The sequence below is a fragment of the Marinobacter sp. bablab_jr003 genome (assembly GCF_016464245.1).
Lineage (GTDB): Bacteria > Pseudomonadota > Gammaproteobacteria > Pseudomonadales > Oleiphilaceae > Marinobacter > Marinobacter vinifirmus.
The window spans coordinates 143,779-169,036 of the sequence record NZ_JADARC010000039.1 but is presented as its reverse complement, the minus strand read 5'-3'; the positions used below and the strand labels follow the sequence as shown (position 1 = coordinate 169,036).

Genomic DNA, 25,258 nt, shown 5'->3' with positions numbered 1-25,258 from the left:
CGGCTTCAAGCCATGCTTTCGCAACTGCGGCATCACCATCGCGCCGACTTTGTTGCAACAACCGCTAACCTGTTAAGTCTTTCTCCTGTGGACTAGGATAGCAAGCAAACCCAGCCAAACAGGATAGGAACCTTGCGGGCTACTCCCTTTCTCATAGACGGCAATGCCGAAACCAGGCCCCTTCTCCGACTGGCATTCAATGAAGGCTTTTCAGAACAGTGGCTGCAGGAACAGCTTTTCAGGAATCCACAAAGCCTCCCCTTTGGCGAGATCAATCCCGGGTATCGAGAAGTCGTACCCCTGTGCATGGAAATGAATACCGCCGCAGGCCCCATCGATATCGTCTACGTAACGTCACAGGGAAAATTGGTCATTGTTGAAACCAAACTCTGGAGAAACCCGGAAGCCAGAAGAAAAGTCATCGGCCAGATTCTGGACTATGCAAAGGAGCTTCAGAACTGGAGCTACTCTGATCTGCAGCGGGAAGTCTCACGCAGGACTGGAGAAAAAGGAAACGTCCCGTATGCGTTAGTCCAAAACCATTATCCAAACACCGACGAAGCCGAATTCGTTGATGGCATCAGTAACTCACTGGCACAGGGCGACTTCATGCTGGTGATAGCGGGCGATGGGATCAGAAGCGACACCCAGGCAATGATCCAGTATCTCGACAACACTGCGAATATGAAGTTTACGCTGGCAGTGATCGAAACCGCGGTTTATCAAACGGAAGAGCAAGACCTGACCTTCATACAACCTCGGACGCTATTCCAAACCAAAGAGATCCAGCGAACGGTATACATTACTGACTTTGGCGACACACCATCACAGGTAGATAATCGAAGCACCAGCCAACCATCGTCTTTAATGACTCAATACCATCAGTTTTGGAAAGCATTTATTGATGATCTCAGGCTCGACGATCCCGACCAGCCAATGGCCAACCCGGTAGCAAGAGGCAACATCTTTTTCCCGATGCCGCCATCCTCAACGACAGCCTGGATAACGCTCTATTTCTATAAGGCGAAGTCTGAAATCGGTTGCTTCTTGCGCCTGGCCAGCTCGGAAGAAGGGCTGTCGCTCTACCAGGAATTGAAAGAGGATGCAGAGGCTATCAATAGCGAACTTCCGTTGACGGTTGAATGGGATGACAAAAAATGCCGGATCATCACCCATCGGCGAATTGAGGGCGATTGGCCGCCGGTATCTGACCCAGGCGTAAAAGCATTTTTTTCCGAAACGCTGAATGCGTTCGTTAATGCCTTCCGGCCACGCATGGAAAGGTTGAGCGCCCTCGACAACTGAGCGCCAAATACTTACTGCTCCTTCAAGCCACGGTAGTGATCACAAGCCGTATTCCGCTCTCGCGCCAGCCTGGGATCACTATTCCCCATGGCTGAAACTGTCGCCGCATTGCAGGCCTGACGGGCCTCATCCAAACCAGAGAGCGCTGGTGCCGCGCCGATATTCGCCACCGTGGGTTTGAAAGATATCGCCGCGTTGCAATACATTGTCTGGAACTTCGCTTGCTGCCAGTTACTGGAACTAGTCTGCTTCAATTCCGAACATAGCGCGTTGAACAACCTCGATGCCTTGGTAGTGCATTCAGAAAATTGACTAATCCTTTGCTTATAGTTAGCACAAACACTCTCGGGACGAACCCGCCACATCTGATGCTGGTAGGAGATGGGAACTCCCTCGTATTCGACGACAACAGGCGTCACCTCGAGATTTCTGGTTTCACTGAAATGATTAGAGACCGTCGACTGCACAGTGTTGAGGTAAGCAGCAAAAACGTAACTTACTGGGTCCAAGACTTCATACTCCGTTAGCGACACCGACAGTGGCTAGACCTTCAGGCAAGATATTCCACGCCAGTATCCGACACTTTCAAAAACTTCTCCTGCACCAGTAGATTAACCGCCTTCTGGATAGCCATTTCATTGCCCTGAATGCGCAGGTGAGAGGCAATGTGATTGCGGAGCGCAGTGACCTTTTTAGGCCGTTTCTCTTTGGGCTTCGCGGAGAGGTTCTTGATCAATTTCTCCGCATCACCCGTGGCACCTGCCACCTTGACTTGCTTGCACGCCCGCCCACTGGCCTTGATATGGGCAATCAACGGCGAGAAACCGGTGTCGTTGCTGATCACATCGAACGCGACCGAACGCTCGGCCTGGCCGTCCAATTTGCCCAGATAGTAAGCGAGGTGAAAGTCCAGGTTGTTTGCCTGGCTGGCCTTTAACTGAACGACCATCATGTTAATCGGCTTGTCGTACTTCGTTTCCGTGAAGTCCAGCTTGGGCTGCTTCGCACCGAGGAATACGATGACGCGCTCATACTCGGAGAGATTGACCTTGCCGAGACTTCCGATGTTCTCGTAATCAATGAAAGCCCACTTCATTACTCAACGCCCTGTGTTTGATGCCAATCAAAATCGTATCCACGAGATTGGGGAAAGGTCCATTGTCATTATTACGATCACAAAGTACCAACAATCCCCCGACACCTGGGAAACGCCTTACACCCAAAAAACTCTTTCCCAGCATTTGCCCCACGCTTCACCGTCCGCTTCACCATTTCACCCTGACATTTGGGGCACCTAGGCGCGCTCGCTTTCTGCTCCACAATGCTCTTCACATGGGCCACATGCTGCCGATGGTTCCGGAAGGTTGCCGCCAAACGCCCGGTTTCGATTTTTGAGACGATGTCCTGAACTTCCGTTTCGCTGAGCACTTCGTCTTTGCGTGATTTGATAAAGCGAATGTAGCCACCACCGTAAGCAACGTTGTCCGGCATCGGAGTTTTGAAAGTTGAATCCCCCACAAACACTACCAACGAAATTACCTGCTCATCGCCGAGCCCCAGCAGGCTCTGCAAAGTCTTCACATGCTTGTAGTTCTGGTGCAGCGGGTTCTGGAATTTCTGGGAGTGGCGATAGATCTTCTGGGTCCAGTAACGTTGTTTCTCGTTCCCGAAAATCCAGCCTTTCATGTTCTTCGTTTCCACCACGAACACGCCGTAGCAGGACACAATGATGTGATCGATCTGGGTGGTACCGTCTTCGGTGGGCAGGGTGACGTTTTTTAAGAGGTGGTAGTGCGTTTTATCGAGAAACAGCTTCGCGGCGAGGTTGACCATGGCTTCGCCGGCTTTGCCTTTGAACCAGGGCGTTCTCAGAATGGGTAACAGGATGAACAGCGGTACGAAATACCAGACTTGATTCGGTAGAGAGTTCAGTAGGGTGTTGAATAGCTGGCCGAAGTCCATCCGTTTTCCTTAACAGCGGCGTCAATCCGTTTCTTATAACTACACACTAACCTAATTTTCAGGAAACTTCCCATACCGTCAAGGTCAAATTTTGTAAACGTGATACTGAAAAACCGCGCGGTTTCCCGGGCGGCTTTTTGCATTCCTGAATAGCCTACGGAATCAAGCTGCGGCCAGGTAAGCCCCCGCCACCGCCAGCACTCCCCCAATCCCCCGGCTAAACCGGCTATCTGCCTTCAGCATCAAACTACCCAGTCCACGACCAACCAGCGTGATGGCCAGGGTGGCGATGGAGAAACCGGCCAGGTAGGCCGCCAACGTAGCGCCTTCCGGCATTTCCGCACCATGGGCGAAGCCATGAAACAGCATGAACGCACCAACCAGGGTGCCACCCACGGCGGTGGGCAGTTTGGCCAGGGTGGCGATGAGGATACCGGCCACCAGTACCGAGAAGGTGATGCCGGTTTCCACGCCTGGCAGGCTCAGGCCGCCCCAGGCCAGGGCGGCGCCGAATACCATGCCGCCGATGACGAAGGCGGGGGTGGCGTTTTTCATGAGTTTGCTCTGGCGCACGCTCCAGAAGCCGATGGCGGCCATAGCCAGCAAGTGATCCAGGCCTAGCATGGGGTGCAGCAGGCCGCTGGTGAAGCCGCCTTCGGTGTGGCCGGGGTGGGCCATGGCGGTGGCGGAGGCTGTCAGCAGCGCGGCGGTGGCGAGAAGTTTTGAAGTCAGTTTCATGGTGTTGCTCCTGGTGGTTCTGTAATCGTATTGGTTCGTTTGCTCAGGCCATTTCAGCCAGTTTTTCAGGACGCCTTTCCGGCAGCATGCCGCGCTCCAGAATGAAGCTGATGATGGTGTCCAGCCCTACCCCGTCGTACAGGTTGGTGAACACGAAGGGGCGTTCGCCACGCATTTTTTTGCTGTCCCGTTCCATTACCTCCAGGGAGGCGTGTACCTGTTCGGCAATGTCGATCTTGTTGATGATCAGCAGGTCGGATTTGGTGATTCCGGGGCCACCTTTACGGGGGATCTTGTCGCCGGCGGACACGTCGATCACGTACAGGGTGAGGTCGCTCAGCTCCGGACTGAAGGTGGCGGATAGGTTGTCGCCGCCGGATTCCACCAGCACCAACTCCAGATCCGGATGGCGGCGCTGGAGGTCGTCAATGGCCGCCAGGTTCATAGAGGCATCCTCGCGAATGGCCGTGTGCGGGCAACCGCCAGTTTCCACGCCCAGGATGCGGTCTGCGGCCAGGGCTTCGTGGCGCAGCAGGAAGTCGGCGTCTTCCCGGGTGTAGATGTCGTTGGTGACCACGGCGATGTCGTAGTGGTCCCGCAGGGCGGTGCATAGCTGGCGTAGCAATGCGGTTTTACCAGACCCGACCGGGCCGCCGACGCCTACTCTCAGACAATGTGTCATGGCTGTATCTCCTTGATGTTTTTATTCAGCTTCTGAAAAGCCGTGAATACTGGGTTTCATGCAGGGCACTGCCGAGCGCGAGGCCCGGCAGGATGGGCCCGAGTTCGTGGTCTTGCCGTGCCAGCGCCTGGTCGGCGGCTATCACCAGTGCCGGGCGCAGTTGTTCGATAATCCGTTGGGCGGCGGTGTGGCCCAGGGGTAAAGCTTTGCAGGCCACCGCCAGCTGGTTTTCCAGCCAGGCCCAGGCAAAGCCCAGCAGGGTTTGCCGCACCGGCACCCGGCGCATCTGGGCGGCCCAGGCAAACAGGGTGATGTAGCCGGGCTCGGCCGGAATCAGGGTTCTCTCCGGCAGCAGGTTGAGGTTGCCCAGCAGGGTTTTAAGGGCACCGCCCAGGCGAGTGTCTTCGTCGCTCAGTTCTGCGGTTTCCCGGGTGGCGTGCAGCCACTGGTTCCATTGCGCGATGGTGGCGCCGTCGTCGTTCGCCCAGGCGGTTTGCAGCCGGGCCAGCAATGGCAACTCGCACCGGCTCAGGCCGTCTTCCAGTACGCCTTCAATCCACCGGGCCAGTTCCGCTTCGTTGTTCACCCAACCCAGCTCAAAGGCACTTTCCAGGCCCTGGGACCAGGCAAAGGCGCCGATGGGCAAAGCCGGGCTGACCAGCTGCATCAGCCCCAGCAAAGCCAGGTCGCCGCCGGGTTCGCCCTCACCCGCCATGGCTGCGGGCTCAGTGGGTGTGTTTGTGGCCGTGAGCATGGGTATGTCCAGCAGCGTGAGTGTGGTCATGGCTTTTACCGTGCAAGTGCTCATGAGAGTCCGCGTGGGAATGGCCATGGCTATGACCGTGCGAATGGCCCTGGCCGGCCTGGTTGTAGGCTCCGGGTTCCGGGTCGAAGGTGGCGGTGTGGTGCACTACGGTGGCGCCCAGGCGTTCGGCCAGCTCTTCCAATACGTGATCGGGCGGAAAGCGCACGAAGGCGCCCTGCTCGTCTTCACCGATCGCCAGGGTGACGTGGCGGTTGCCCAGGTGGTAACACAAGCGGGCCAGCGGCAGGCCGGTTTCTACGCGGGCGGTGACCACACGCTCCTCGGCAGCGCGAATGCGGATGATCTCGCCGGATTTCGCTTCCAGCAGGTCGCCATCTCTCAGCACCGGGCCCCGGTCCAGAAACAGGCCCACGTCCAGGTTGGTTTCGGTGGTGGCCCGCAGGCGGCCGCGAATGCGCAGTTCGTAGGGCAGCACCAGGTTGTCGTGGATTTCGCTGGCGTCTACTTGGGTAATGCGTTTTATCAGTTCCAACATCCGTTCGTTCCTCTCCCAGCCTTGAGCTGTCTTGCTTAAAAATCAGCCTTAGGCTGTATTGATTAAAAAAGGTGGTAGCGCTGGGCCAGGGGCAGTTCGGTCGCTGGCTCGCAGGTGAGCAATTCGCCATCGGCGTGCACTTCGTAGGTTTGCGGGTCTACGGTCAGGTGCGGGCAGGCGTCGTTCAGTTTCATGTCTTGCTTGCGCACGCTCCGCACGCCTTTGCAGGCGGAGAGCGGGCTGTCCAGGCCCAGTTCTTCACCAATATTGGCGTCCAGCGCGGCCTGGCTGACGAAGGTCAGGCGGGTGGCACTGGCCGCTTTGCCGAAGGCGCCGAACATGGGGCGGTAGTGCACCGGCTGTGGTGTGGGGATGGAGGCGTTCGGGTCGCCCATGGGCGCCGCCGCAATCATGCCGCCCTTGAGGATGCAGGCGGGCTTCACGCCGAAGAACGCCGGGCTCCAGAGCACCAGGTCCGCCAGTTTGCCCACTTCCACAGAGCCAACCTCGTGGCCAATGCCGTGGGTGATGGCGGAATTGATGGTGTATTTGGCGATGTAGCGTTTGGCGCGGAAGTTGTCGGCGCCGCGTTCCTGGTCTTCCGGCAACAGGCCGCGCTGCACTTTCATCTTGTGGGCGGTTTGCCAGGTACGGCAGATCACCTCGCCCACCCGGCCCATGGCCTGGGAGTCGGAGGAGATCATGGAGATCACGCCCATGTCGTGCAGGATGTCTTCCGCCGCGATGGTTTCCCGGCGGATGCGGGAATCGGCGAAGGCCACGTCTTCCGGAATGTTCGGGTCCAGGTGGTGGCACACCATCAGCATATCCAGGTGTTCGTCGATGGTGTTCACGGTGTAGGGCCGGGTCGGGTTGGTGGACGACGGCAGTACGTAGTCCTTTGAGCAGGCGGTAATGATGTCCGGGGCGTGGCCGCCGCCGGCGCCTTCGGTGTGGAAGGTGTGAATGCAGCGGCCTTTGAAGGCGGCCAGGGTGTCTTCCACAAAGCCGGATTCGTTCAGGGTGTCGGTGTGGATGGCCACCTGGATGTCGTATTGGTCGGCCACGGTCAGGCAGTTGTCGATGCTGGCCGGGGTGGTGCCCCAGTCTTCGTGCAGTTTGAGGCCGATCACGCCGGCTTTTACCTGCAGCTCCAGCGCTTCCGGCAGGCTGGCGTTGCCTTTGCCCAGAAAGCCGATGTTCATGGGCAGGCTGTCCACGGCCTGCAGCATCTTGCCGATGTGCCAGGGGCCCGGGGTACAGGTGGTGGCGTTGGTGCCGGTGGCCGGGCCGGTACCGCCGCCGAGCATGGTGGTCACGCCGCTCATCAGGGCTTCTTCCACCTGCTGGGGGCAGATGAAGTGGATGTGGGGGTCGATGCCGCCGGCGGTGAGGATTTTGCCTTCGCCGGCGATGATTTCGGTGCCGGGGCCGATGACGATGGTCACGTCTGGCTGGGTGTCCGGGTTGCCGGCTTTGCCGATGGCGGCGATGCGGCCTTTCTGGATGCCGACGTCGGCTTTAACGATGCCCCACCAGTCGAGGATGAGGGCGTTGGTGATGACGGTATCCATCACGGCGTCGTCGCAGCGCTGGCTCTGGCCCATGCCGTCGCGGATGACTTTGCCGCCGCCGAATTTTACTTCGTCGCCGTAGTGGGTGTGGTCTTCTTCCACTTCTATCCACAGTTCGGTGTCGCCCAGGCGGACCCGGTCCCCTACGGTGGGGCCATACATGTCGGCGTACGCTTGTCTGCTGATTTTCATCTTATCCCTCGTTGTAACCTTTGTGCCGGGCCCGGCGGGGGTTGCCCTTCCGGGAAACGCTCCTTACGGCACATCCCTGTGGCGCTTGTTCTCCGGCATCCATGCCTCCGCACATTCCCGGAAGGGCAACCCCCGCCGGACCTCAGACTTAGTTCGTGGAGTCCAAACTCCCCATTACTTCACCCCGGAAGCCATAGATTTCTCGCTTTCCGGCAAACGGAATCAGCGTTACAGAGCGAGTCTGGCCGGGTTCGAACCGAATGGCGGTGCCAGCGGCCACGTCCAGGCGGTAGCCGCGGGCCTTGGCGCGATCGAAGTCCAGGGCGGGGTTGGCTTCGGCGAAGTGGTAGTGGGAGCCGATCTGCACCGGGCGGTCGCCGGTGTTGCCGACGTCCAGCTGGATGCGTTCGCGGCCGGCGCAGAGTTCGATGTCGCCGTCTTTGAGTTGGTATTCACCGGGGGTCATGGCGCGTTCCTCAAACAATCGGGTTGTGGACGGTGACGAGTTTGGTGCCGTCCGGGAAGGTGGCTTCCACCTGCACTTCGTGGATCATGTCGGCGATGCCGTCCATGACGTCGTCCCGAGTGAGGATTTCGGTGCCGGCGCTCATGAGTTCGGCTACGGTGCGGCCTTCGCGGGCACCTTCCATGATTTCGGCGCTGATCAGGGCGATGGCTTCGGGGTAGTTCAGTTTCAGGCCTTTGGCTTTGCGGCGTTCGGCCAGCAGGGCGGCGGTGAACAGCAGCAGCTTGTCTTTGTCTCTGGGGGTGAGTTCCATGGATGACTCCGTTGTCTCTTATGCGTCAGGTAAGCCAGATTCTGGGTGTGTGGGCCGGTACGCCGGCGAGCAGAGGGCGCAGCAGGTGCCAGGCTTGTTCGCACAGAGTCCAGGCTTCGTTGCGTTCGGTGCCCAGGTAGCGCAGGAGCAGCACGCCCCGGCGCCGGGTCACGGCCCAGCGGTTGTGGTCTGGTAACTGTGCTCTCAGCACGTCGATGGCGGCGGCTTCGTCGTCCAGCCCGACCGCCCAGAGCGTGGCCTGCACAGTGGCGCCACCCTGGCCCCAGGGGCCGTTGAACCGGCGGTGTTTCGGGTTGAGCAGCTGGCGCTCCAGCCACAGCGGCTGGCCGTTCAGGCTTAAATGGAAACGCTGTTCCAGTTCGCCGGTGGCAAACGGCAGGTCGCTGGCCGGGCGGCCCAACGCCAGCACTTCCCAGCCCAGGGTTCGGGCGCCAGTTTCCAGTTCAATGGTGGTGGTTTGCAAACCACGGGAGCCGTCGAAGGCGATGGTTTCCTGGGGCAGGTATTCCAGAATCGCGTCTTTGGCTACCAGCAACCGGGTGTGCTGGCCCCAGGCCACGCCGTGGCTGTCGGCTTTGTACAGTTTGGCCGCCGCCGGGGTGGTCAGCAGCGCGTGGCCGCCTTCGGCTACGGCGGCTTCGATGCGCAGTTGGTCGCCGCTCACCAGGCCACCCGGGGGATGCAGCAGGTACACATGGCAGCAGCCGGTTTTGCCCTCCGGGTAGAAGGGGCGCTGCACCCGCAGTGGACCATGGTGGCGCCGGCGCACCAACCGGGTTACCGGCGCAGGTTCGCTCTCGGTACGTGCCTCAAAGCCCAGTTCCAGGGCCGCCGCCCAGCGCCGTTCCGTGTCGAAACGGTGGCCGGAGGCGTGGCGGTCGATGGCTTGGTAGGCGGTCATACGGTCAGGTGCTGTTTGATGAGTTCATCGGTCAGCCCGGCAATATCGCCTTCGGCCACGCGCCGGCCCCGGTCGAGGATGGCGAAGCGGTCGGCGTATTTGCGAGCGAACGGCAGTTTCTGTTCCACCAACAGCACGGTCAGGCCGTCTTCTTCAATCAACCGGCGAATCACTTCGCCAATCTGGGCCACGATGTTGGGCTGGATGCCCTCCCCCGGCTCGTCGAGGATCAGCAGTCTCGGCTCAATCACCAGCGCCCGGCCAATGGCCAGCTGTTGCTGCTGGCCGCCGGAGAGATCGCCGCCCCGGCGGTGTTTCATTTCTTTCAGCACCGGGAAGAGTTCGTAGATGCGCTCGGGGATTTGCTTGCTGCCATCGGCCCGCACCGCCAGGCCGGTGCGCAGGTTTTCCTCCACGGTCAGCAGCGGGAAGATCTGCCGGCCCTGGGGCACGTAGCCGATGCCCAGGCGGGAGCGGTCTTCGATTTTCTTTTTGGTGAGTTCCACATCCCGGGCAAACTCGATGGAACCGCTTTTCACGGTTTCCTCGCCCATGATGCATTTCATCAGCGTGGTCTTGCCCACGCCGTTACGGCCCATCACGCAGGTGCACTGGCCCTGGGGCACGTCCAGCTCCAGGTCCCAGAGGGTGTGGCTTTCGCCGTAGAACTGGTTGAGCTTTTCAATCTTGAGCATCAGGCCTCCTCCCCGAGATACACCTTGATCACGTCCGGGTCGTTGGAGACCTGGTCCATGGTGCCTTCGGCCAGCACGCTGCCCTGGTGCAGTACAGTGACTTTGCGGGCGATGGAGCGCACGAAGCCCATGTCGTGTTCCACCACCACCACGGACTGTTTGCCCGCCAGGCTGGTGAGCAGTTCAGCGGTGCGTTCCATTTCCTGTTCGGTCATGCCGGCCACGGGCTCGTCCACCAGCAGCAGCCGGGGTTTCTGCATCAGCAGCATGCCGATCTCCAGCCACTGTTTCTGGCCGTGGGAGAGAATGCCGGCGGGCTTGTCACGCAGCGCCTGCAAGCCGATCATTTCCAGGATTTCGTCAATCCGGTCCCGGTATTCCGCGGTCATGATGGCGGTCAGGGTGGGCAGGATGCGTTTGTCGGCTGCCATGGCCAGTTCGAGGTTTTCGAATACGGTCAGGGCCTCAAACACGGTGGGCTTCTGGAACTTGCGACCAATGCCCAGGGTGGCAATGTCCGGCTCGTTCATGCGCAGCAGGTTGTGGCGGCTGCCGAACCACACCGAGCCGGTATCGGGCCGGGTTTTACCGGTGATGATGTCCATCATGGTGGTTTTGCCCGCCCCGTTGGGGCCGATGATGCAACGCAGTTCGCCGTCGTCGATGGTGAGGTTGAGGTTGTTGATGGCCTTGAAGCCATCGAAACTCACACTCACGCCTTCCATGTACAGGATCGGCCCGTGGCGCACGTCGACCGGCGACGCCACGGGGGTGAGAAAATCGAACACCTGGTCCCGGTTAGTGAGTTGTTCAAAGATGCTCATGCGGTGGCCTCCTGAGCGCCGGGTTGGTCATCGTCCTTCTGGCGGCGTTTCTGTAGCAGGCCGGCAATGCCCTTGGGCAGGAACACGGTCACCAGCACAAACAGCGCCCCCAGGGCGAACAGCCAGGCGTCTGGCATGACGCCGGTGAACACGGTTTTGGCGTAGTTCACCAGGATGGCGCCGATCACCGCCCCGTAAAGCGTTGCGCGACCACCCAAGGCCACCCACACCACGATTTCAATAGAGAACAGCGGCGAGAATTCGCTGGGGTTGATGATGCCCACCTGTGGCACATACAACGCGCCGGCCACACCCGCCAGCATGGCGGAGACCACGAACACAAACAGCTGCACCCGCTCCACCCGGTAACCCAGGAACCGGGTACGGGCTTCGGCATCGCGGCAGGCCACGCTGACCCGGCCCAGCTTGCTGGTCACAATGGCACGGCACACGACATAGCCCACCGCCAGCGCGATGCCGGTCGCCAGGAAAAGGCCAAGCCGGGTGGCGTCGCTGCGCAGGTTGAAGCCGAGGATGTCTTTGAAATCGGTCAGGCCGTTGTTGCCACCGAAGCCCATCTCGTTGCGGAAGAACGCCAGCATCAACGCAAAGGTGAGTGCCTGGGTGATGATGGAGAGGTACACGCCGGTTACCCGGGAGCGGAAGGCCAGGAAGCCGAACACCAGCGCCAGCAGGCCCGGGGCCAGCAGCACCATGATGAAGGCGAACCAGGCCATATCGAACCCTTGCCAGTACCAGGGCAGCTCCTGCCAATTCAGGAACACCATGAAATCCGGCAATACCGGGTCGCCGTACACGCCGCGGTCTCCGATCTGGCGCATCAGATACATACCCATGGCATAACCACCAAGGGCAAAAAAGGCGCCGTGGCCCAGGCTGAGAATGCCCAGGTAACCCCACACCAGGTCCACCGCCACGGCCAGCAAGGCGTAACAGAGGTATTTGCCCAGCAGGGTAACGGTGTAGGCGCTTACGTGCAGGGCGCTGTCTTCCGGCATAAACAGGTGCAGGAAGGTAACCAGGGCCAGGGCGGCGAACAGAACGCCAAGGAAAAGCTGGGTGGAACGCTCCTGAAAGGGCCGAAGCAGCCAGGTTTGTGATGTCGCCATAACTCAGCCCTCCGCCGCACGGCCTTTCTGCGGGAATAGCCCGCGTGGCCGCTTTTGAATGAACAGGATGATCAGCACCAGCACCATGATTTTGGCGAGGACCGCCCCCGCCCAGGGTTCCAGCAGCTGGTTGATGGTACCCAGGGAAAGCCCGGCAATGAGGGTGCCCCAGAGATTGCCCACGCCCCCGAACACCACCACCATGAAGGAATCGATGATGTAGTTCTGGCCCAGGTTGGGGCCGACGTTGGTGATCTGCGACAGGGCCACACCCGCCAGCCCGGCAACGCCGGAGCCCAGGGCGAAGGTCATGATGTCCACTTTGGTGGCTTTAATGCCCATGGAGCGGGCCATGGCCCGGTTCTGGGTAACAGCACGGACTTCCAGGCCCAGGCGGGTCTTGCGCATGATCAGCATCAGCCCGGCGAATACCACCAGGGCAAAGCCGATCACGTACAGGCGATTCAGGGTGAGCGACAACGCCTCGTTCACCATGATTGAGCCGCTCATCCACTCGGGCGTGACCACGGTGCGGTTGAGGGGGGAAATCACGGTACGCACCAGTTGTTGAAGAATCAGGCTGATGCCGAAGGTGGCCAGCAGGGTTTCCAGCGGGCGGCCCTTCAGGTACTGGATAACGCTGCGTTCGATGGCGATGCCCGCCAGCGCCGCCACGAGGAAACCGGCCGGGATGGACAGGATCAGGGCCAGGCCGGGCTGGCCCGGGAACAGCTGCTGCATGCCCCAGGTGGTGTAGGCACCAAGCATGATCAGCTCGCCATGGGCCATGTTGATCACGCCCATCACACCAAACGTGATGGCCAGGCCAATGGCGGCCAGCACCAGTACCGAGCCGAGGGACAGGCCAAAATACAGGGTCTCGGCAGCGCGGTTGAGTTTCAGTTTCTGTTCAATGCTGGCCAGGGCTTCCTCGGCCGCAGCCGCCAGCGCGGGGTCATCGCTGTTCACAGCATTATTCAGGGCGGCACGCACGGTCGGGTTCAGGCTGCCGGACAAAGTGGCAACCGCCTCAACATCGCCCTGCTCCACCTGGTAAATGGCCAGGGCATTGGTGAGCATGTCACGCACCCGCTCGTTGTCTTCCACCTGCAGGCGGGCCTGCAACTGGGTGGCCAGCGCTTCATTCACGTCGCCCAGCAGATTGCGCGCGGCATCAAGGCGTTGGCCGGGGTCGGCCACGGTCAGGTCGATCACCGAGAGGATGCCCTCGATGTCGGCCCGCAGGGCGTTGTTTACCCGCAGGCTTTGCAGATCCCGGCGCGACATTTCACCCAGGTCTTCGCCGGTCAGCGCGTCGGCGATCTGCCAGTTACGGCCCCGGTTATTAACCACAATTACCAGGACACCGGTGTCTTCAATCATCGCGAGTTTGCCGTCACGAACGGCTTCCAGCCAGCCCCGGGCGCGTTCATCGCCAGTTTCGGAGAGGGCTTTGAGTAAGTCGGTTTTTTCAGCTTGTCCTGCTTCTACGAGCCGTTTCAGCAGCGCTTCGGGCGCATTCGTCTGCGCCTGGGCATTCGCCAGTGTGGCCCCTAGGGCCAGACAGACAGCCAATACCATCCTGGCGAGCAGTCGGTGAATGCTCATGATTCATTCCTGTTGACTTGGGAATTCGGGAGCGGTGCCGGGCAGGCTCAGGCCTGCCCGGCTGTGCCCGGTTGGAGCTTAGTTGGAGGCCACGTCAGCCGAGCCACCACCGCACTTGCCGGTGACCACGTTGAAGTTGCCGCAGCGCAGGGGCGCGCGCCAGTCGCTGATCAGATCCTTGGAGCCCGGCAGGAAGTCAGACCAGGCATCGCCAGCCACGGTGGACGGGGTTTCCCAGACTACGGAGAACTGGCCGTTGTCCTGGATCTCGCCAATCAGCACCGGCTTGGTGATGTGATGGTTCGGCATCATGGTGGCGTAGCCGCCGGTGAGGTTGGGCACGCTCACCCCGATGATGGCGTCTTTCACTTCATCCACGTCGGCGGTGCCGGCTTTCTTGACCGCTTCAACGTACATGTTGAAACCGATGTAGTGGGCCTCCATAGGGTCGTTGGTAACGGCGGCATCGTCGCCCTTGTAGGCAACCCAGGCGTCGATGAAGTCGTAGTTGGCGTCGTTATCCACGCTCATGAAGTAGTTCCAGGCAGCCAGGTGGCCAACCAGCGGAGCGGTGTCGATGCCGGAGAGTTCCTGTTCACCCACGGAGAACGCAACCACGGGAATGTCGGTGGCGGAAATGCCCTGGTTGCCCAGTTCACGGTAGAAGGGCACGTTGGCGTCGCCGTTGATGGTGGAGACCACGGCGGTCTTCTTGCCGGCGCTGCCGAATTTCTTGATGTCAGACACGATGGTCTGCCAGTCAGAGTGGCCGAAAGGCGTGTAGTTGATCATGATGTCGCCGGCGGCCACACCTTTGTCTTTCAGGTAGGTTTCCAGAATCTTGTTGGTGGTGCGCGGGTAAACGTAATCCGTGCCCGCCAGAACCCAGCGCTCAACACCCAGATCGTTCATCAGGTAATCCACCGCAGGAATCGCCTGCTGGTTGGGCGCCGCACCGGTGTAGAACACGTTTGCAGACGATTCCTCGCCCTCGTACTGAACCGGGTAGAACAGCAGGCCGTTCAGTTCCTCTACCACCGGCAGAACGGATTTACGGGACACCGAGGTCCAGTTACCGAAGATAACATCGACCTTTTCTTTCTCCAGCAGCTCACGGGCTTTCTCCGCGAACAGCGGCCAGTTGGAAGCCGGATCAACCACCACCGGCTCTAGCTGGCGGCCAAGTACGCCACCGGCGGCGTTCTGCTTTTCAATCAGCATCAGCATGGTGTCTTTCAGCGTGGTTTCACTGATGGCCATGGTGCCGGACAGGGAATGGAGAATACCCACCTTGATGGGGTCTTCGGCGGCAAACGCGGTATTGATGGAACCGAAAGAGACAGACAGCGCCAATGCAGAGAGTCCCAGTTTCACGTGTTTTTTGATGCTCATGTTGTGCGTCCTTTTCGTTGGGTTATGAGTCGTCAACGCCTGAACCCCATAGCATCAGCTGTTCCAACACCACAGAAAATACCTTAAAAACATCATGTTATATATTGCTCATCGCGCATTTCGTAATCGCGCCACAAGATAGCGCACTAACCTTTGCTTCAATTTAGTGCACTGGGCAACCAAGCGCGCTGTTTGTGTGCACGACGCTCGCAGCACCCAAACCATGAACCCAAATTCACCGAAATACTCACAACAATGTAAGACATCTCGCACACACCAACGAGCCGATGTCCGGTATTTCCCCCACTCATGTTCAGTAAAATGGCGGTTGTCAGGGATGATAAGCCAGCACGGACGTTGGCTCAGGGATGGAAACTCCACGGATTCAGGAGTTGCCCGAAGGACAGGGCTGCAAGGATGAACGCAAGGACGAAGTGCTCAGGATGATGCGCGCCTGACGGATCAGGCAGGGGTCAGCCACGGAATGTCGGGACTACACGGATCGTAGTCCCATTCCGTGCACTCAGGCTCCAACACCTACCTACCGCCCTACCAGCAACCACTCGCTGTCATGCCTGACTGTTCATAACAACATTATCGACACTCAGGAGTTCTCCGATGAAACACAACGCCCTTCTGGCAACCCTCGTTTTGCTGTTCAGCCTGGCCACCGGCTTTGCCTACGCCAACGAAGCTGAAACCATCAATATCAATACAGCCGATGTAGCTACCCTGGCCTCGCTGAACGGTATTGGCGAAGCCAAGGCACAGGCGATCATCACTTACCGCGAAGAAAACGGCCCGTTTTCCGCCACCGAAGAGCTTGCCAAGGTGAAAGGTATTGGTGTCCGTACGGTTGAGAAGAATGCCGAGCGGCTCGCCGTAGAGTAAGACCCTGTCGGGCAGCCCCGGCTGCCCTTCCCTGCCCCTCTGGCGCAGCCATGCTGCCGCTGCTACCCTTGCCGGCCAACCCACACCAATCCGGCAGATTCAGATGATTCAAGGCGCCCTTTTGATTGCCCTGGCCGCGCTGCTCTGGGCCACCACAGGCATTGTTGCCAAGTTTCTGTTTACCGGCACAGAGCTTGAGGCCATCACCCTCGGCTTTCTTCGGCTGGTGGTTGCCCTGCCCTTCTTCTGGCTGCTGATGCGCCGGGAGCAGAAGCAACTGGTTGCAGCCCAACCCGGCCAGCAGGTTGCCGGCAGCTCGCTGCGTTCGCTGGGCCTGAAAGCCTTTCTGCCATTGGCCGCCCTTGGCCTGTTCCAGGCGTTTTACCAGGGCAGCTACCTGCTGGCCGTCGACCTTACCGGCGCTGGCATTGCCACCCTGATTTCCCTGTGCCTGCCGCCCGTCCTGGTGGCCATTCTGGCCGCGCCGCTGCTCGGGGAAAAACCGAACCTGCTGACGGTCATCGCAGCACTCGCCGCCATTGCCGGCACCGGCATGCTGGTGGTCAGCGATATGGATACCGCCGGTTCACTGCGCCTTGCAGGTATTCTGATGGCGTTGCTGGCTGCCGCCGTCTATACCGGCTTCACACTGACCAGCCGCTACAACTCTGCCGGCACACCGGTATTCACAACCGCCTTTATCTGCTTTGCCACGGCAGCGTTACTACTGTTGCCGGTGGTTGCTTTCAGTGGAGGTTTTGAAGGGCTGGACACTCTGGGGCTGAAGCACTGGCTGATGATTGTCTACATCGGCGTGGTGCCTACTTGCATCGGCTATGTAAGCTTTTTTAGCGGCATGAAAACCACACCAGCAACCTTGTCCAGCATTATCGTAACGCTGGAGCCGCTCTTTGTGGCGCTGCTGGCCTGGGTGATTCTGGGGGAAGTGTTGGGGCCGGTCGGTATTGCCGGAGCACTGATTCTGACCATTGCGGTGATAGTAGCCTCCCGCTATGGCAAATCCCCGGATACCAGTGCCGAGCACTGATACCGGGGCTACCGCTGGTTAACCCGCGCAGAGATCAGCTGTCTTTGCGCTGCTTTTCCAGCATGTTCGGCTGCAGGATTTCAATCCAGTAGCCGTCCGGGTCTTTGATAAAGGCCAGGCCTTTCATCTTGCCGTCGTCCGGCTTCTTCACAAACTCCACACCCAGCTGTTCGAAGCGTTCGCTTGCGGCGTAGACGTCGGGCACGGCGATACCGATGTGGCCAAAACCCTGGGGCTCGTCGTTGCCGTTGTGGTAGGCAAAATCCGCGTCGGCTTCGGTGCCCCAGTTGTGGGTGAGTTCCAGCATGGCTTCCCGGCCGAATGTATAGGTTGTGCGGTGAGCATCATCCATCGGCACAGACTGGGCCTGCTTGTCATCCAGATAGGCCAGAAAGTACAGGGTGAACTTCATTTCCGGGAAGTCCAGTTTACGCACCAGCCTCATGCCCATCACCCGTGTGTAGAAGTCCAGGGAGCGCTCGGGGTCTTTAATGCGCATCATGGTCTGGTTAAAGACATAACCTTCGGTTTCCGGCACTGGAGCATCATAAAGACCCGGCGCCTGTTCGAAATGCTTGGGCATTTTGGTTTCCCCTTTTGGTTTAGAGGGTGATTTTAGGGACTCAGATTTAATATATGCGTGCAGCTGGCGCGGATTTCAATGCCATATATCACTCCCGTGCGACCAGTCGGTTTGTGAAACAGCGCACAGATACCCGCGCCCTCCCCGCCTTAAAGTACACCTGCACAACAAATAACCGCCCGCCTTGCAAAAGGCACCAGCGCGGGCTCCGGCAAAGACGGGCTGTCCATTCACGATGTCGAGTTCCGGGCGGACATTGATATGCCGGTTTTCAAGATTGGCGGCACCAGTATCGGTACGGTGCAGTTCACCGATTTTGCCATTACCGACACCACCTTGATGGTTTACGGGCACTGATAGAACCTCGCGTGGCACCGTTCACTGGACAAGGCCCACGCCGGTCAGGGTAAACTGCCTGCCCTGATACGGCGGGCGAGCAATGGCAAGCGAGACTGACGGCGATTACCAGAAACGGACCTCCTGGCGCAGGCTGACGCTGTTCAGCCTGGTCTTCCTGCTGATGACCGGCGCAGGCCTCTATGCCGTATACGACCGCTTTGCCGGCCGCAGTTTCGAGTTTGATAACCGCCTGCTCTCCCCCACCTTATTGATCCCGGCCGCGGCCCTGTTACTGGTGTATTACCTGGCCGATGGCCTGCGCCTGCACTACACCCTTCGGGCGCTCGGCCACCGGCTGCCCTTGCGCAAAGTATTCCGGCTGGTGTTTATCAACCTGTTTTTCTCCAACGTCACGCCCATGGCCACGGGTGGTGGCTTTGCCCAGATCTGGTACCTGACCCGCCACGGCGTGCCGGTTGCCCGCGCCACTGCCGCCACCACGATTCGCACGGTACTGGCGGTGATCTTCATTTTCTCCCTGACTCCGGTCTTTCTGCTCACGCTGGATGTACTCGATGGCGGGGTCTTATCGTCTGGTGTCGGCACGGCCCTGGCCGTGTTCGTAACACTCTATCTGGGATTTTTTGCGGTGCTGCTGCTCCGCACCCGCTGGCTGATTGCCCCTCTGAGCGCCCTGATTGCCGGGCTTCGCAAGGCCCACCTGATCAACGCCAGCCGCCACGACCGGTGGCAGTTCAAACTGCGCCGGGAAATGCTCCGGTTTGCCCAGTGCTTCAGCGATTACCTGCAAGGTAACCCCCGCGACATCCTGCTCTCGGTGGGCTTTACAGCGCTGTTCCTGCTCAGCCTGTTCAGCTTTCCGGCGCTGCTGATCCATGGCCTGGGCTATGAGGTGAATTACCTGGTCACTCTGGGGCTGCTGGTGGTGACAACCTTCATCATGTACTTCTCGCCTACCCCGGGCGCTTCCGGCATTTCCGAAGGGGTGTTCGGCAGTTTCTTCCGGGATATCCTATCGGGTAACCACCTGGTGCTGGTCACCATTGCCTGGCGCTTTCTGACGATCTACCTGGGTATGCTGATCGGCCTGCTGGTGATGCAAAGGGAACTGATCAAAAGCCACCGGAGCGAGTCATGACCCGACGAAACCCGCTGAAACTCCTGTTTTACCTGTGCCTGGTAATTGTCGTGGCCTTGATCGGCTACAAGGTGTACCTGAATTTCTTCAAGCAAGATTTCGAAGCTCTGCACAGCGGGCAGGTGGAGAGAATCCACCAGCGCACACCACCCGGCGAAGGTATCCGCTTTGCGGTAGTCGGCAACATCAACAATTCGGTCGGCATTTTCGAGCGGCGCTTTATTCCGGAACTGAACCAGGCCGGGCTGGATTTCCTGGTTTCCGCCGGCAACGCGGTCAGCGGCGGTGGCGAAGACAAATACCGGGCGCTGTACGGCACCCTGAGCCACCTGGAGATTCCCTACTTACTCACCTTCGGGGCCCACGAATACGAGGACTTCGGCAGCTTCCGGTTCTACGACCACTTCGGGCCACATTTCTACAGCATCCGTACCGGCAACACCCGGCTGATTTTTCTCGACAGCACCGGCAAAACCCCCTGGCGCTGGCAAATACGCTGGCTGAGGGACCTGCTGGCCCACGACACCAGTAACGCCCAGATCCTGTTTGTTGGCCATCCGCTGTTGAAACCGCTAACCCCGATCCTGTTTGACGGAGAAGAAGACTACTTGCAGCCGGAAGCCTTTCGCCAGGCGTTGATGCAGCTGGTGAAGGAGCAGGATATCGACCTGGTGCTTTCCGCCAACCTGTCCCTGTATGACGAACAGGAGATTGACGGCACTCCGTACATCACGACCGGCGGCGCCGGAGGCCTGGTACTCAACACAGAAGAAAGCTTTTACCACTACGTTGACGTGTCCGTCTCGCCGAACGGTGAGGTACAGCACCAGATGAAGCGCCTCGAAGTGGGCCAACACCCTATCTGGAAACGGCTGGAAGGTTTCTGGTTCTTTATCTACTCCCTGTTCTATACCGGCTTTTTGAACTTCATCCTGATTGTGTCCGTGTTTGTGGCCATCACCATCAAGCTGTACCAGGTGATCTTCATCGGCAAAGACTACTATCCGGACTACGACCTGGACCCTACGCCGTGGCTCGAGAAACCGTTACGGGTGGCCATGTTTACCAACAACTACCTGCCGTTCATTGGCGGTGTGCCGATTTCCATCGAACGATTGCGCAACGGGCTGGAGCAGCTGGGCGACAGCACCCTGGTTATCGCGCCAAAATACCGCGACCAGTCCGACCAGGAAGATGCAGTGGTTCGCGTGCCCTCGCTGCTGGCCATGGGCGAGAAGCGGGAGTTCCGGCTGGCCAATATCTTCCTGGCCCGCATTCGCAAACAGGTGCGGGCGTTCCGGCCTGATGTGATTCACCTGCATCATCCGTTCTGGCTCGGCAGCCTGGGGCTGTTTATGGCCCGCCAGCTCGGCGTTCCGGCCATCTACACCTACCACACCCGGCTGGAGCACTATGCCCACTTCGTGCCCCTGCCCGGCATGCTGTTCCGCAACCTGATTTCCCACGCGTTGATCAAGCGTTTTGCTAACCGCTGCGACGGGGTGATTGTGCCCACCTACTCCACCGAGGAATACCTGCGCATGATCGGAGTAACCACGCCCACCTTTGTGCAGCCCACCGGCATCGAGTACCAACGCTTTCAGTCGGTAGAAAAAGCCGACGTTGACGCCCTGCGCAATAAACTGGGGCTGACCAACGAAAAGGTTTTCATCAGCGTGGCGCGGTTGTCTAACGAGAAAAACATCGATTTCATGATTGAAGCCATCGACCGGCTGAGGAAAGAAACCAGCGTACCGTTCCGTTTCCTGATGATCGGCGACGGGCACCAGCGGGACCGCCTTCAGAAAAAAATTGAAAGCCTGGACCTGGCAAGCCATTTCACCCTGGCTGGTGCGGTGCAACCGGAGGAAATTGCGATCTGGTACAACCTGGGCGATGCCTTCCTGTTCGCCTCCAAATCCGAAACCCAGGGCATGGTCATCCTGGAGGCCATGTCTGCCGGCTTGCCGGTGGTGGCTGTTCGCGCCAGCGGCATTGAAGACGTGGTGCGCGACGGCCTGAACGGCTACAAGACACCGGAGAACCAGGCTCGCTGGCTCGAGAAGGCCCGGCAACTGCTGGAAGATGACGCACTGCGTGCAGAACTCTCCGACAAGGCCCGCAGCTTTGCCGCAGACTACTCCATCGAACAGTTTGCCCGGGATGTCCGTGGCATTTACGCCACCAGCCTGGCGGCCAGGCAAAAGCGACACTGACCGGCACACGCCGGTGTTGGGCACAGCCGCCTGATCGGTTTACACTGAAAGCACGTAAGCGGTATCAGCAACGTCACTTTCAAGACTGGAGAAACCCGTGAGCGGTATACCTGTTGGCATCAGCACCTGCCTGCTCGGCAAGGAAGTCCGCCACGATGGCGGCCACAAACATTCCCGTTACTGCACCCAGGTGCTGTCTAAGCATTTCGAGTTCCGTTCTATCTGCCCGGAGCTGGAAGCGGGCCTTGGCGTGCCCCGCCCGGCCATTCACCTGCGCGAGCACGGAGACGGCCTGCACCTGGTTGAAAGCAAAGGCACCAAAGACCACACACAACCCATGCAGGACTTCATCCAGCAGATTTTGCCCTCCCTGGAGAATCTGCGCGGCTATATCCTGATGGCGAAGTCCCCCAGCTGCGGCATGGAACGCATCAAGATCCATAACGCCGAGGGCGCCTTCATGCATCGCGATGGTCGGGGCATGTTCGCGGATGCCCTGATGAAAGCCTACCCGCTGATGCCGGTGGAAGAAGAGGGCCGCCTGCACGACGACATGCTGCGGGAAAACTTTATCGAGCGTGTGTTCGCCTACGACGACTGGATGCAGAACGTGGCCGGCGACCAGCTCACCAAGCAGTCACTGCTGGAGTTCCACCAGCGCCACAAGTTCACCCTGCTGGCACATTCTGAAAAGATCTACCGCCAGTTGGGGCCGATGCTGGCCGATTTGAAATCCGAGCCGCTGGCGCAGATTGCCGAGCGCTATATTCACGGCTTTATGGAAGCCATGACACAGAAAGTGAGCCGGGGCTCCCACGTGAATGCCATGCAGCATTTGCTGGGCTACCTGAAAGACGGTATGTCCGCCGAAGAGAAAACGGTGCTGCTGGAGCAGATTGAAGCCTACCGGCGCGGCGAGATCCCGCTGGTGGTGCCGATGACGCTGCTGCGCCTGGCCCAGCGCAAGGAGCCGGTAGACTACCTGCACACCCAGAAATACCTGACCCCCTACCCGGACGAGCTGGGGCTGCGAAACAACGTATAACCGGTTTCCGCAAACAAAAACGGGGCAGATGGTTAAACCACCTGTCCCGTTTTTTTAACCGACGCTGCTCAGAAACCGTAGAGCAAAGACAGCGACGTTTCGGTGTCGGTCTTGTCTGAACCTTCCGGCGCATCCGATACATTCTTCACCCGGAACGCCACTTTCATGGACAGGCTGTTCACGATGGTGCTCTGCAAGGAGGTCTCAGACTCGGTGATGGTGTTGTTGTAATCCAGGCCGATTTCCGTGCTCAGTTTCTGCCGGAACAGGGAGGTTTCAGACAAACCGTAATCGAACTGGCCTGCCAGCCGCGCGATGGCTTCTTTTTCCACGTCACGACCGGTGTCCACGTCCACCTGCATGAGCTTGTTGTAGCGATAACCGGCGCCGGCAGACAGGTCCAGGAAGGAACGGTCGCCAGACTGCCACACCCGGTTGCCATAACCGGTGGTCAGGGTGGATTCAAAGTCGTAGCCGGAGAAACGGTCATCCTCCCAGGACCCGCGAACAAACCAGTACTGATGGTCGTCGAACTTGCGGTTGGCTTCCAGTGCAGCCTTGTATTCCTCGGCAGTGGTTTGGTCTTCCGCCTCGGTGTACCTGGAACTGAAATCGCCGCTGTTACGCCAGGTGCCGGTTTCGTGAATCAGCCCCAGCCGGCCGTTCACCTTGGTTTCCTCGCTGTTACCGGTGGTCATCAACACACCCAGTTCGGCTTCGCCTTTCCAGTTTCCGCTTTCCTGGGCATGAACCATCGGGGCCAGTGCCATACAGGCGACTACCAGCGGTTTCCTGATCAACATAGTTTCTCCTTGGTTGAGTTTTCTTTAATTCGACGTAGACTTACGTGCGTTTTCCCCCTCCAGACTTCTGCGGGCCTGTTGCTCGCGCTCGGCCTTCTTTCGGGCCTTGCGCTCGGCAATAATGCGGGCCGCTTCGCCACCCACGTGGGCTTCGCCACGTTCCTCGGCCAGACGCATCTGGCGCTCGCGCTCCTTGAACCGGGCTTTCTGTTCCTCGGTCAGGGAGTCGATGCACTGGTGGCAGCTCACACCCTGTTCGTATTCCGGGCGCTGTTTATCGTCTTCGGTAATGGGCCGGCGGCAGGCGTGGCACTGGTCGTAATCACCACGCTCCAGGTTATGGTTGACGGTAACCCGGTCGTCGAATACAAAACACTCGCCCTGCCACAGGCTCTGCTCCTGAGGCACCTCTTCCAGGTACTTCAGAATGCCGCCCTTGAGGTGATACACCTCGTCAAACCCCTGTTCTTTCAGGTAAGCGGTGGACTTTTCGCAACGAATGCCGCCGGTACAGAACATGGCGACTTTCTTGTGTTTTTGCGGGTCCAGATTCTGTTTCACATACTCGGGAAATTCCCGGAAGGTGTCAGTGGCCGGATTGACGGCGTTTTTGAAGGTACCAATCTCCACTTCATACTGGTTACGGGTGTCGACCAGCAGCACTTCCGGGTCTGAAATCAGGTCGTTCCATTCTTTGGGGTCTACGTAGGTACCCACGACGCGTTTCGGGTCGATACCTTGCACGCCCATCGTGACGATTTCTTTCTTGAGTTTGACCTTGGTGCGTTTGAACGGCTGGAATTCCACGAAGGATTCTTTGTAATCCACGCCTTCAAAGCGGTCGTCGCTGGCGATCCAGGCTTTGACGGCGTCGATGCCTTCACGGCTGCCGGCGATGGTGCCGTTGATGCCTTCACAGGCCAGCAGCAGGGTGCCGTGGACGTCTTTTTCCAGCATGAGGTTCAGCAGGGGCTGGCGTAGGTCTTTGTAATCATTCAATACTGCGAACTTGTACAGTGCGCAGACAACGATGTTGTTGCTCATGGTTTTCTCCTGCGGGCCGGATCGTAAATCCGGAGCATGGTTTGTGGTGTTCACGGAAGGGGGCAGAGTTTAACCAACCTGAGTTTGGACGCAAGTAGGTGCTAGCCGTGGAAGGTGCCGTGGATGCCGCCCTGACTGGGGGATGTCTTTCCAAAATACGCTGTGAATACGTCCTTGTACGCTCGGCTCCGCCATCCATGGCTCCGCACGATTTTGGAAAGACATCCCCCACCCAGGGCTAACTCTTCGCCTAGCCGCCGCAACGCATGCTGCGTTACCAGGCGAGAGCTTTAGTCTGCCGTTTTATTCAATTCACGCTCTACGACCGCAGACAACTGCCCCCAACCCGGGCGGGTCAGCTGGATGTTGTCCACCATCACTGTCGGAGTGCTGGAAACACGCATTTGAACGGCAACCTGTAGGCTCTGTTCTACCGCTTCTTTGTGCAGTTCGGTTTCCAGGCAGCGGCGGAAGCGGCGTTCTTCGAGGTCCATGCCGTTGGCGTAGCGGGTGAAGGTGGCTACCGGGTCGTTGGAGCCGCTCCATTCGCCCTGAGCGTCGTAGAGTTTGTCGTGCATGGCCCAGTATTGGCCCTGGTCACCGGCGCAGCGGGCGGCCTGGGCGGCGGGCATGGCGTTCTGGTGTTGGCGCAGGGGGAGGTCGAAGTAGACGAAGCGGACTTTACCGGTTTCGACGTATTCCTGCTTCAAACGCTGGCTGGCTTCGGCGAAGCGGGCGCAGGCGGGGCATTGGTAGTCGGCAAATTCACGCACGACGACTCTTGCGTTTTCGGAGCCAACGGAGGTGCCGTACTGGTCAAGGAAGGCCGGGAAAGGTTCGGCGTTCGCGGCGGCCACCGGCAGTTCGTCGGAGGTCGGGGCCGGTGGGGTTGTGAGGAAGTACAGGGCGGCGGCCACAGCCACAACAACCACCAATGCACCTGCAATCAGCAGGGGCTTTTTGTTGTTTTTCCTGGCTGGCGAGGGGGCGCCGGTTTGTTTGCGTCGTTTGGCTTCACCCATCTGG

At 59.2% G+C, this 25,258-nt stretch carries 26 protein-coding genes; 6 read left to right on the top strand and 20 right to left on the bottom strand.

What is annotated here, in order from left to right; all coding sequences use genetic code 11:
* The first annotated feature begins 132 nt into the window (after window positions 1-132).
* Window positions 133-1,305 carry a DUF4268 domain-containing protein gene (locus H3Z84_RS04960; protein WP_199456694.1) on the top strand — a complete coding sequence of 391 codons (1,173 nt, stop codon included), beginning with the start codon at window positions 133-135 and terminating at the stop codon, window positions 1,303-1,305.
* 11 nt (window positions 1,306-1,316) lie between these two features.
* Here the strand turns inward: H3Z84_RS04960 and H3Z84_RS04955 are convergent, their stop codons facing one another.
* From H3Z84_RS04955 to urtA, 16 genes are all read right to left on the bottom strand, one after another.
* Window positions 1,317-1,814, bottom strand: coding sequence for a hypothetical protein (locus H3Z84_RS04955; protein WP_206768823.1), 498 nt, complete (start codon window positions 1,812-1,814; stop codon window positions 1,317-1,319).
* Window positions 1,815-1,855: 41 nt separating this feature from the next.
* Complete coding sequence (locus H3Z84_RS04950) at window positions 1,856-2,401, bottom strand: PIN domain-containing protein (protein ID WP_199456692.1); 546 nt, start codon at window positions 2,399-2,401, stop codon at window positions 1,856-1,858.
* A gap of 77 nt (window positions 2,402-2,478) precedes the next feature.
* Entirely contained in the window at window positions 2,479-3,267 is a 789-nt protein-coding gene (locus H3Z84_RS04945) for a nuclease-related domain-containing protein (protein ID WP_199456691.1), read from the bottom strand.
* A gap of 162 nt (window positions 3,268-3,429) precedes the next feature.
* Window positions 3,430-4,005 carry a HupE/UreJ family protein gene (locus H3Z84_RS04940; RefSeq protein ID WP_011786431.1) on the bottom strand — a complete coding sequence of 192 codons (576 nt, stop codon included), beginning with the start codon at window positions 4,003-4,005 and terminating at the stop codon, window positions 3,430-3,432.
* A 43-nt stretch (window positions 4,006-4,048) separates the two neighbouring features.
* Window positions 4,049-4,687, bottom strand: a complete 639-nt coding sequence (gene ureG, locus H3Z84_RS04935; protein ID WP_036219814.1) for an urease accessory protein UreG — start codon at window positions 4,685-4,687, stop codon at window positions 4,049-4,051.
* Between the two features lie 25 nt (window positions 4,688-4,712).
* The gene (locus tag H3Z84_RS04930) at window positions 4,713-5,441 is read right to left on the bottom strand and encodes an urease accessory protein UreF (protein ID WP_416225925.1); all 729 of its coding nucleotides are present in this window, start codon (window positions 5,439-5,441) and stop codon (window positions 4,713-4,715) included.
* Complete coding sequence (ureE, locus tag H3Z84_RS04925; protein ID WP_058341613.1) at window positions 5,413-5,988, bottom strand: urease accessory protein UreE; 576 nt, start codon at window positions 5,986-5,988, stop codon at window positions 5,413-5,415. Before ureE ends, H3Z84_RS04930 begins: the two co-directional genes overlap by 29 nt.
* A gap of 62 nt (window positions 5,989-6,050) precedes the next feature.
* Window positions 6,051-7,754, bottom strand: a complete 1,704-nt coding sequence (gene ureC, locus H3Z84_RS04920; protein WP_199456690.1) for an urease subunit alpha — start codon at window positions 7,752-7,754, stop codon at window positions 6,051-6,053.
* A 148-nt stretch (window positions 7,755-7,902) separates the two neighbouring features.
* The gene (locus H3Z84_RS04915; protein WP_199456689.1) at window positions 7,903-8,220 is read right to left on the bottom strand and encodes an urease subunit beta; all 318 of its coding nucleotides are present in this window, start codon (window positions 8,218-8,220) and stop codon (window positions 7,903-7,905) included.
* Between the two features lie 10 nt (window positions 8,221-8,230).
* Window positions 8,231-8,533 (bottom strand): urease subunit gamma, encoded by a 303-nt coding sequence (ureA, locus tag H3Z84_RS04910; RefSeq protein ID WP_133004693.1) that lies wholly within the window; start codon window positions 8,531-8,533, stop codon window positions 8,231-8,233.
* 25 nt (window positions 8,534-8,558) lie between these two features.
* Window positions 8,559-9,455, bottom strand: coding sequence for an urease accessory protein UreD (locus H3Z84_RS04905; RefSeq protein WP_199456688.1), 897 nt, complete (start codon window positions 9,453-9,455; stop codon window positions 8,559-8,561).
* Window positions 9,452-10,150 (bottom strand): urea ABC transporter ATP-binding subunit UrtE, encoded by a 699-nt coding sequence (gene urtE, locus H3Z84_RS04900; protein ID WP_011786439.1) that lies wholly within the window; start codon window positions 10,148-10,150, stop codon window positions 9,452-9,454. The genes H3Z84_RS04905 and urtE overlap by 4 nt, the downstream gene beginning before the upstream one ends.
* Window positions 10,150-10,974, bottom strand: a complete 825-nt coding sequence (gene urtD, locus H3Z84_RS04895) for an urea ABC transporter ATP-binding protein UrtD (RefSeq protein ID WP_022989771.1) — start codon at window positions 10,972-10,974, stop codon at window positions 10,150-10,152. Before urtD ends, urtE begins: the two co-directional genes overlap by 1 nt.
* Window positions 10,971-12,104, bottom strand: coding sequence for an urea ABC transporter permease subunit UrtC (gene urtC, locus H3Z84_RS04890; RefSeq protein ID WP_199456687.1), 1,134 nt, complete (start codon window positions 12,102-12,104; stop codon window positions 10,971-10,973). The genes urtD and urtC overlap by 4 nt, the downstream gene beginning before the upstream one ends.
* Window positions 12,105-12,107: 3 nt before the next feature.
* Window positions 12,108-13,712 carry an urea ABC transporter permease subunit UrtB gene (gene urtB, locus H3Z84_RS04885; protein WP_199456686.1) on the bottom strand — a complete coding sequence of 535 codons (1,605 nt, stop codon included), beginning with the start codon at window positions 13,710-13,712 and terminating at the stop codon, window positions 12,108-12,110.
* Between the two features lie 78 nt (window positions 13,713-13,790).
* Window positions 13,791-15,104 carry an urea ABC transporter substrate-binding protein gene (gene urtA, locus H3Z84_RS04880; RefSeq protein WP_199456685.1) on the bottom strand — a complete coding sequence of 438 codons (1,314 nt, stop codon included), beginning with the start codon at window positions 15,102-15,104 and terminating at the stop codon, window positions 13,791-13,793.
* Between the two features lie 618 nt (window positions 15,105-15,722).
* On the opposite strand from urtA, the gene H3Z84_RS04875 reads away from it, so the two are divergent.
* Together H3Z84_RS04875 and H3Z84_RS04870 are read left to right on the top strand one after the other, a co-directional pair.
* On the top strand, window positions 15,723-15,995 hold the full coding sequence (locus tag H3Z84_RS04875) for a ComEA family DNA-binding protein (RefSeq protein WP_199456684.1): 273 nt from the start codon (window positions 15,723-15,725) through the stop codon (window positions 15,993-15,995).
* Window positions 15,996-16,098: 103 nt separating this feature from the next.
* Entirely contained in the window at window positions 16,099-17,043 is a 945-nt protein-coding gene (locus H3Z84_RS04870) for a DMT family transporter (RefSeq protein WP_199456683.1), read from the top strand.
* A 34-nt stretch (window positions 17,044-17,077) separates the two neighbouring features.
* Here H3Z84_RS04870 and gloA read toward each other — a convergent pair whose 3' ends face one another.
* Complete coding sequence (gene gloA / locus H3Z84_RS04865) at window positions 17,078-17,626, bottom strand: lactoylglutathione lyase (RefSeq protein WP_199456682.1); 549 nt, start codon at window positions 17,624-17,626, stop codon at window positions 17,078-17,080.
* Between the two features lie 439 nt (window positions 17,627-18,065).
* Between gloA and H3Z84_RS04860 the strand changes: the two genes are divergently transcribed.
* From H3Z84_RS04860 to H3Z84_RS04850, 3 genes are all read left to right on the top strand, one after another.
* Window positions 18,066-19,124: a lysylphosphatidylglycerol synthase transmembrane domain-containing protein gene (locus H3Z84_RS04860; protein WP_094623762.1), complete on the top strand. Its 1,059-nt coding sequence runs from the start codon at window positions 18,066-18,068 to the stop codon at window positions 19,122-19,124.
* On the top strand, window positions 19,121-21,340 hold the full coding sequence (locus H3Z84_RS04855; RefSeq protein ID WP_199456681.1) for a glycosyltransferase: 2,220 nt from the start codon (window positions 19,121-19,123) through the stop codon (window positions 21,338-21,340). The genes H3Z84_RS04860 and H3Z84_RS04855 overlap by 4 nt, the downstream gene beginning before the upstream one ends.
* 97 nt (window positions 21,341-21,437) lie before the next feature.
* The gene (locus H3Z84_RS04850; protein WP_199456680.1) at window positions 21,438-22,385 is read left to right on the top strand and encodes a YbgA family protein; all 948 of its coding nucleotides are present in this window, start codon (window positions 21,438-21,440) and stop codon (window positions 22,383-22,385) included.
* Window positions 22,386-22,453: 68 nt separating this feature from the next.
* Here H3Z84_RS04850 and H3Z84_RS04845 read toward each other — a convergent pair whose 3' ends face one another.
* The 3 genes from H3Z84_RS04845 to H3Z84_RS04835 form a co-directional block, all read right to left on the bottom strand.
* Complete coding sequence (locus H3Z84_RS04845) at window positions 22,454-23,188, bottom strand: DUF481 domain-containing protein (RefSeq protein ID WP_199456679.1); 735 nt, start codon at window positions 23,186-23,188, stop codon at window positions 22,454-22,456.
* Between the two features lie 24 nt (window positions 23,189-23,212).
* The gene (locus H3Z84_RS04840; protein ID WP_199456678.1) at window positions 23,213-24,232 is read right to left on the bottom strand and encodes a rhodanese-related sulfurtransferase; all 1,020 of its coding nucleotides are present in this window, start codon (window positions 24,230-24,232) and stop codon (window positions 23,213-23,215) included.
* Window positions 24,233-24,522: 290 nt separating this feature from the next.
* Window positions 24,523-25,254: a DsbA family protein gene (locus H3Z84_RS04835; protein ID WP_199456677.1), complete on the bottom strand. Its 732-nt coding sequence runs from the start codon at window positions 25,252-25,254 to the stop codon at window positions 24,523-24,525.
* Window positions 25,255-25,258: the final 4 nt, after the last annotated feature.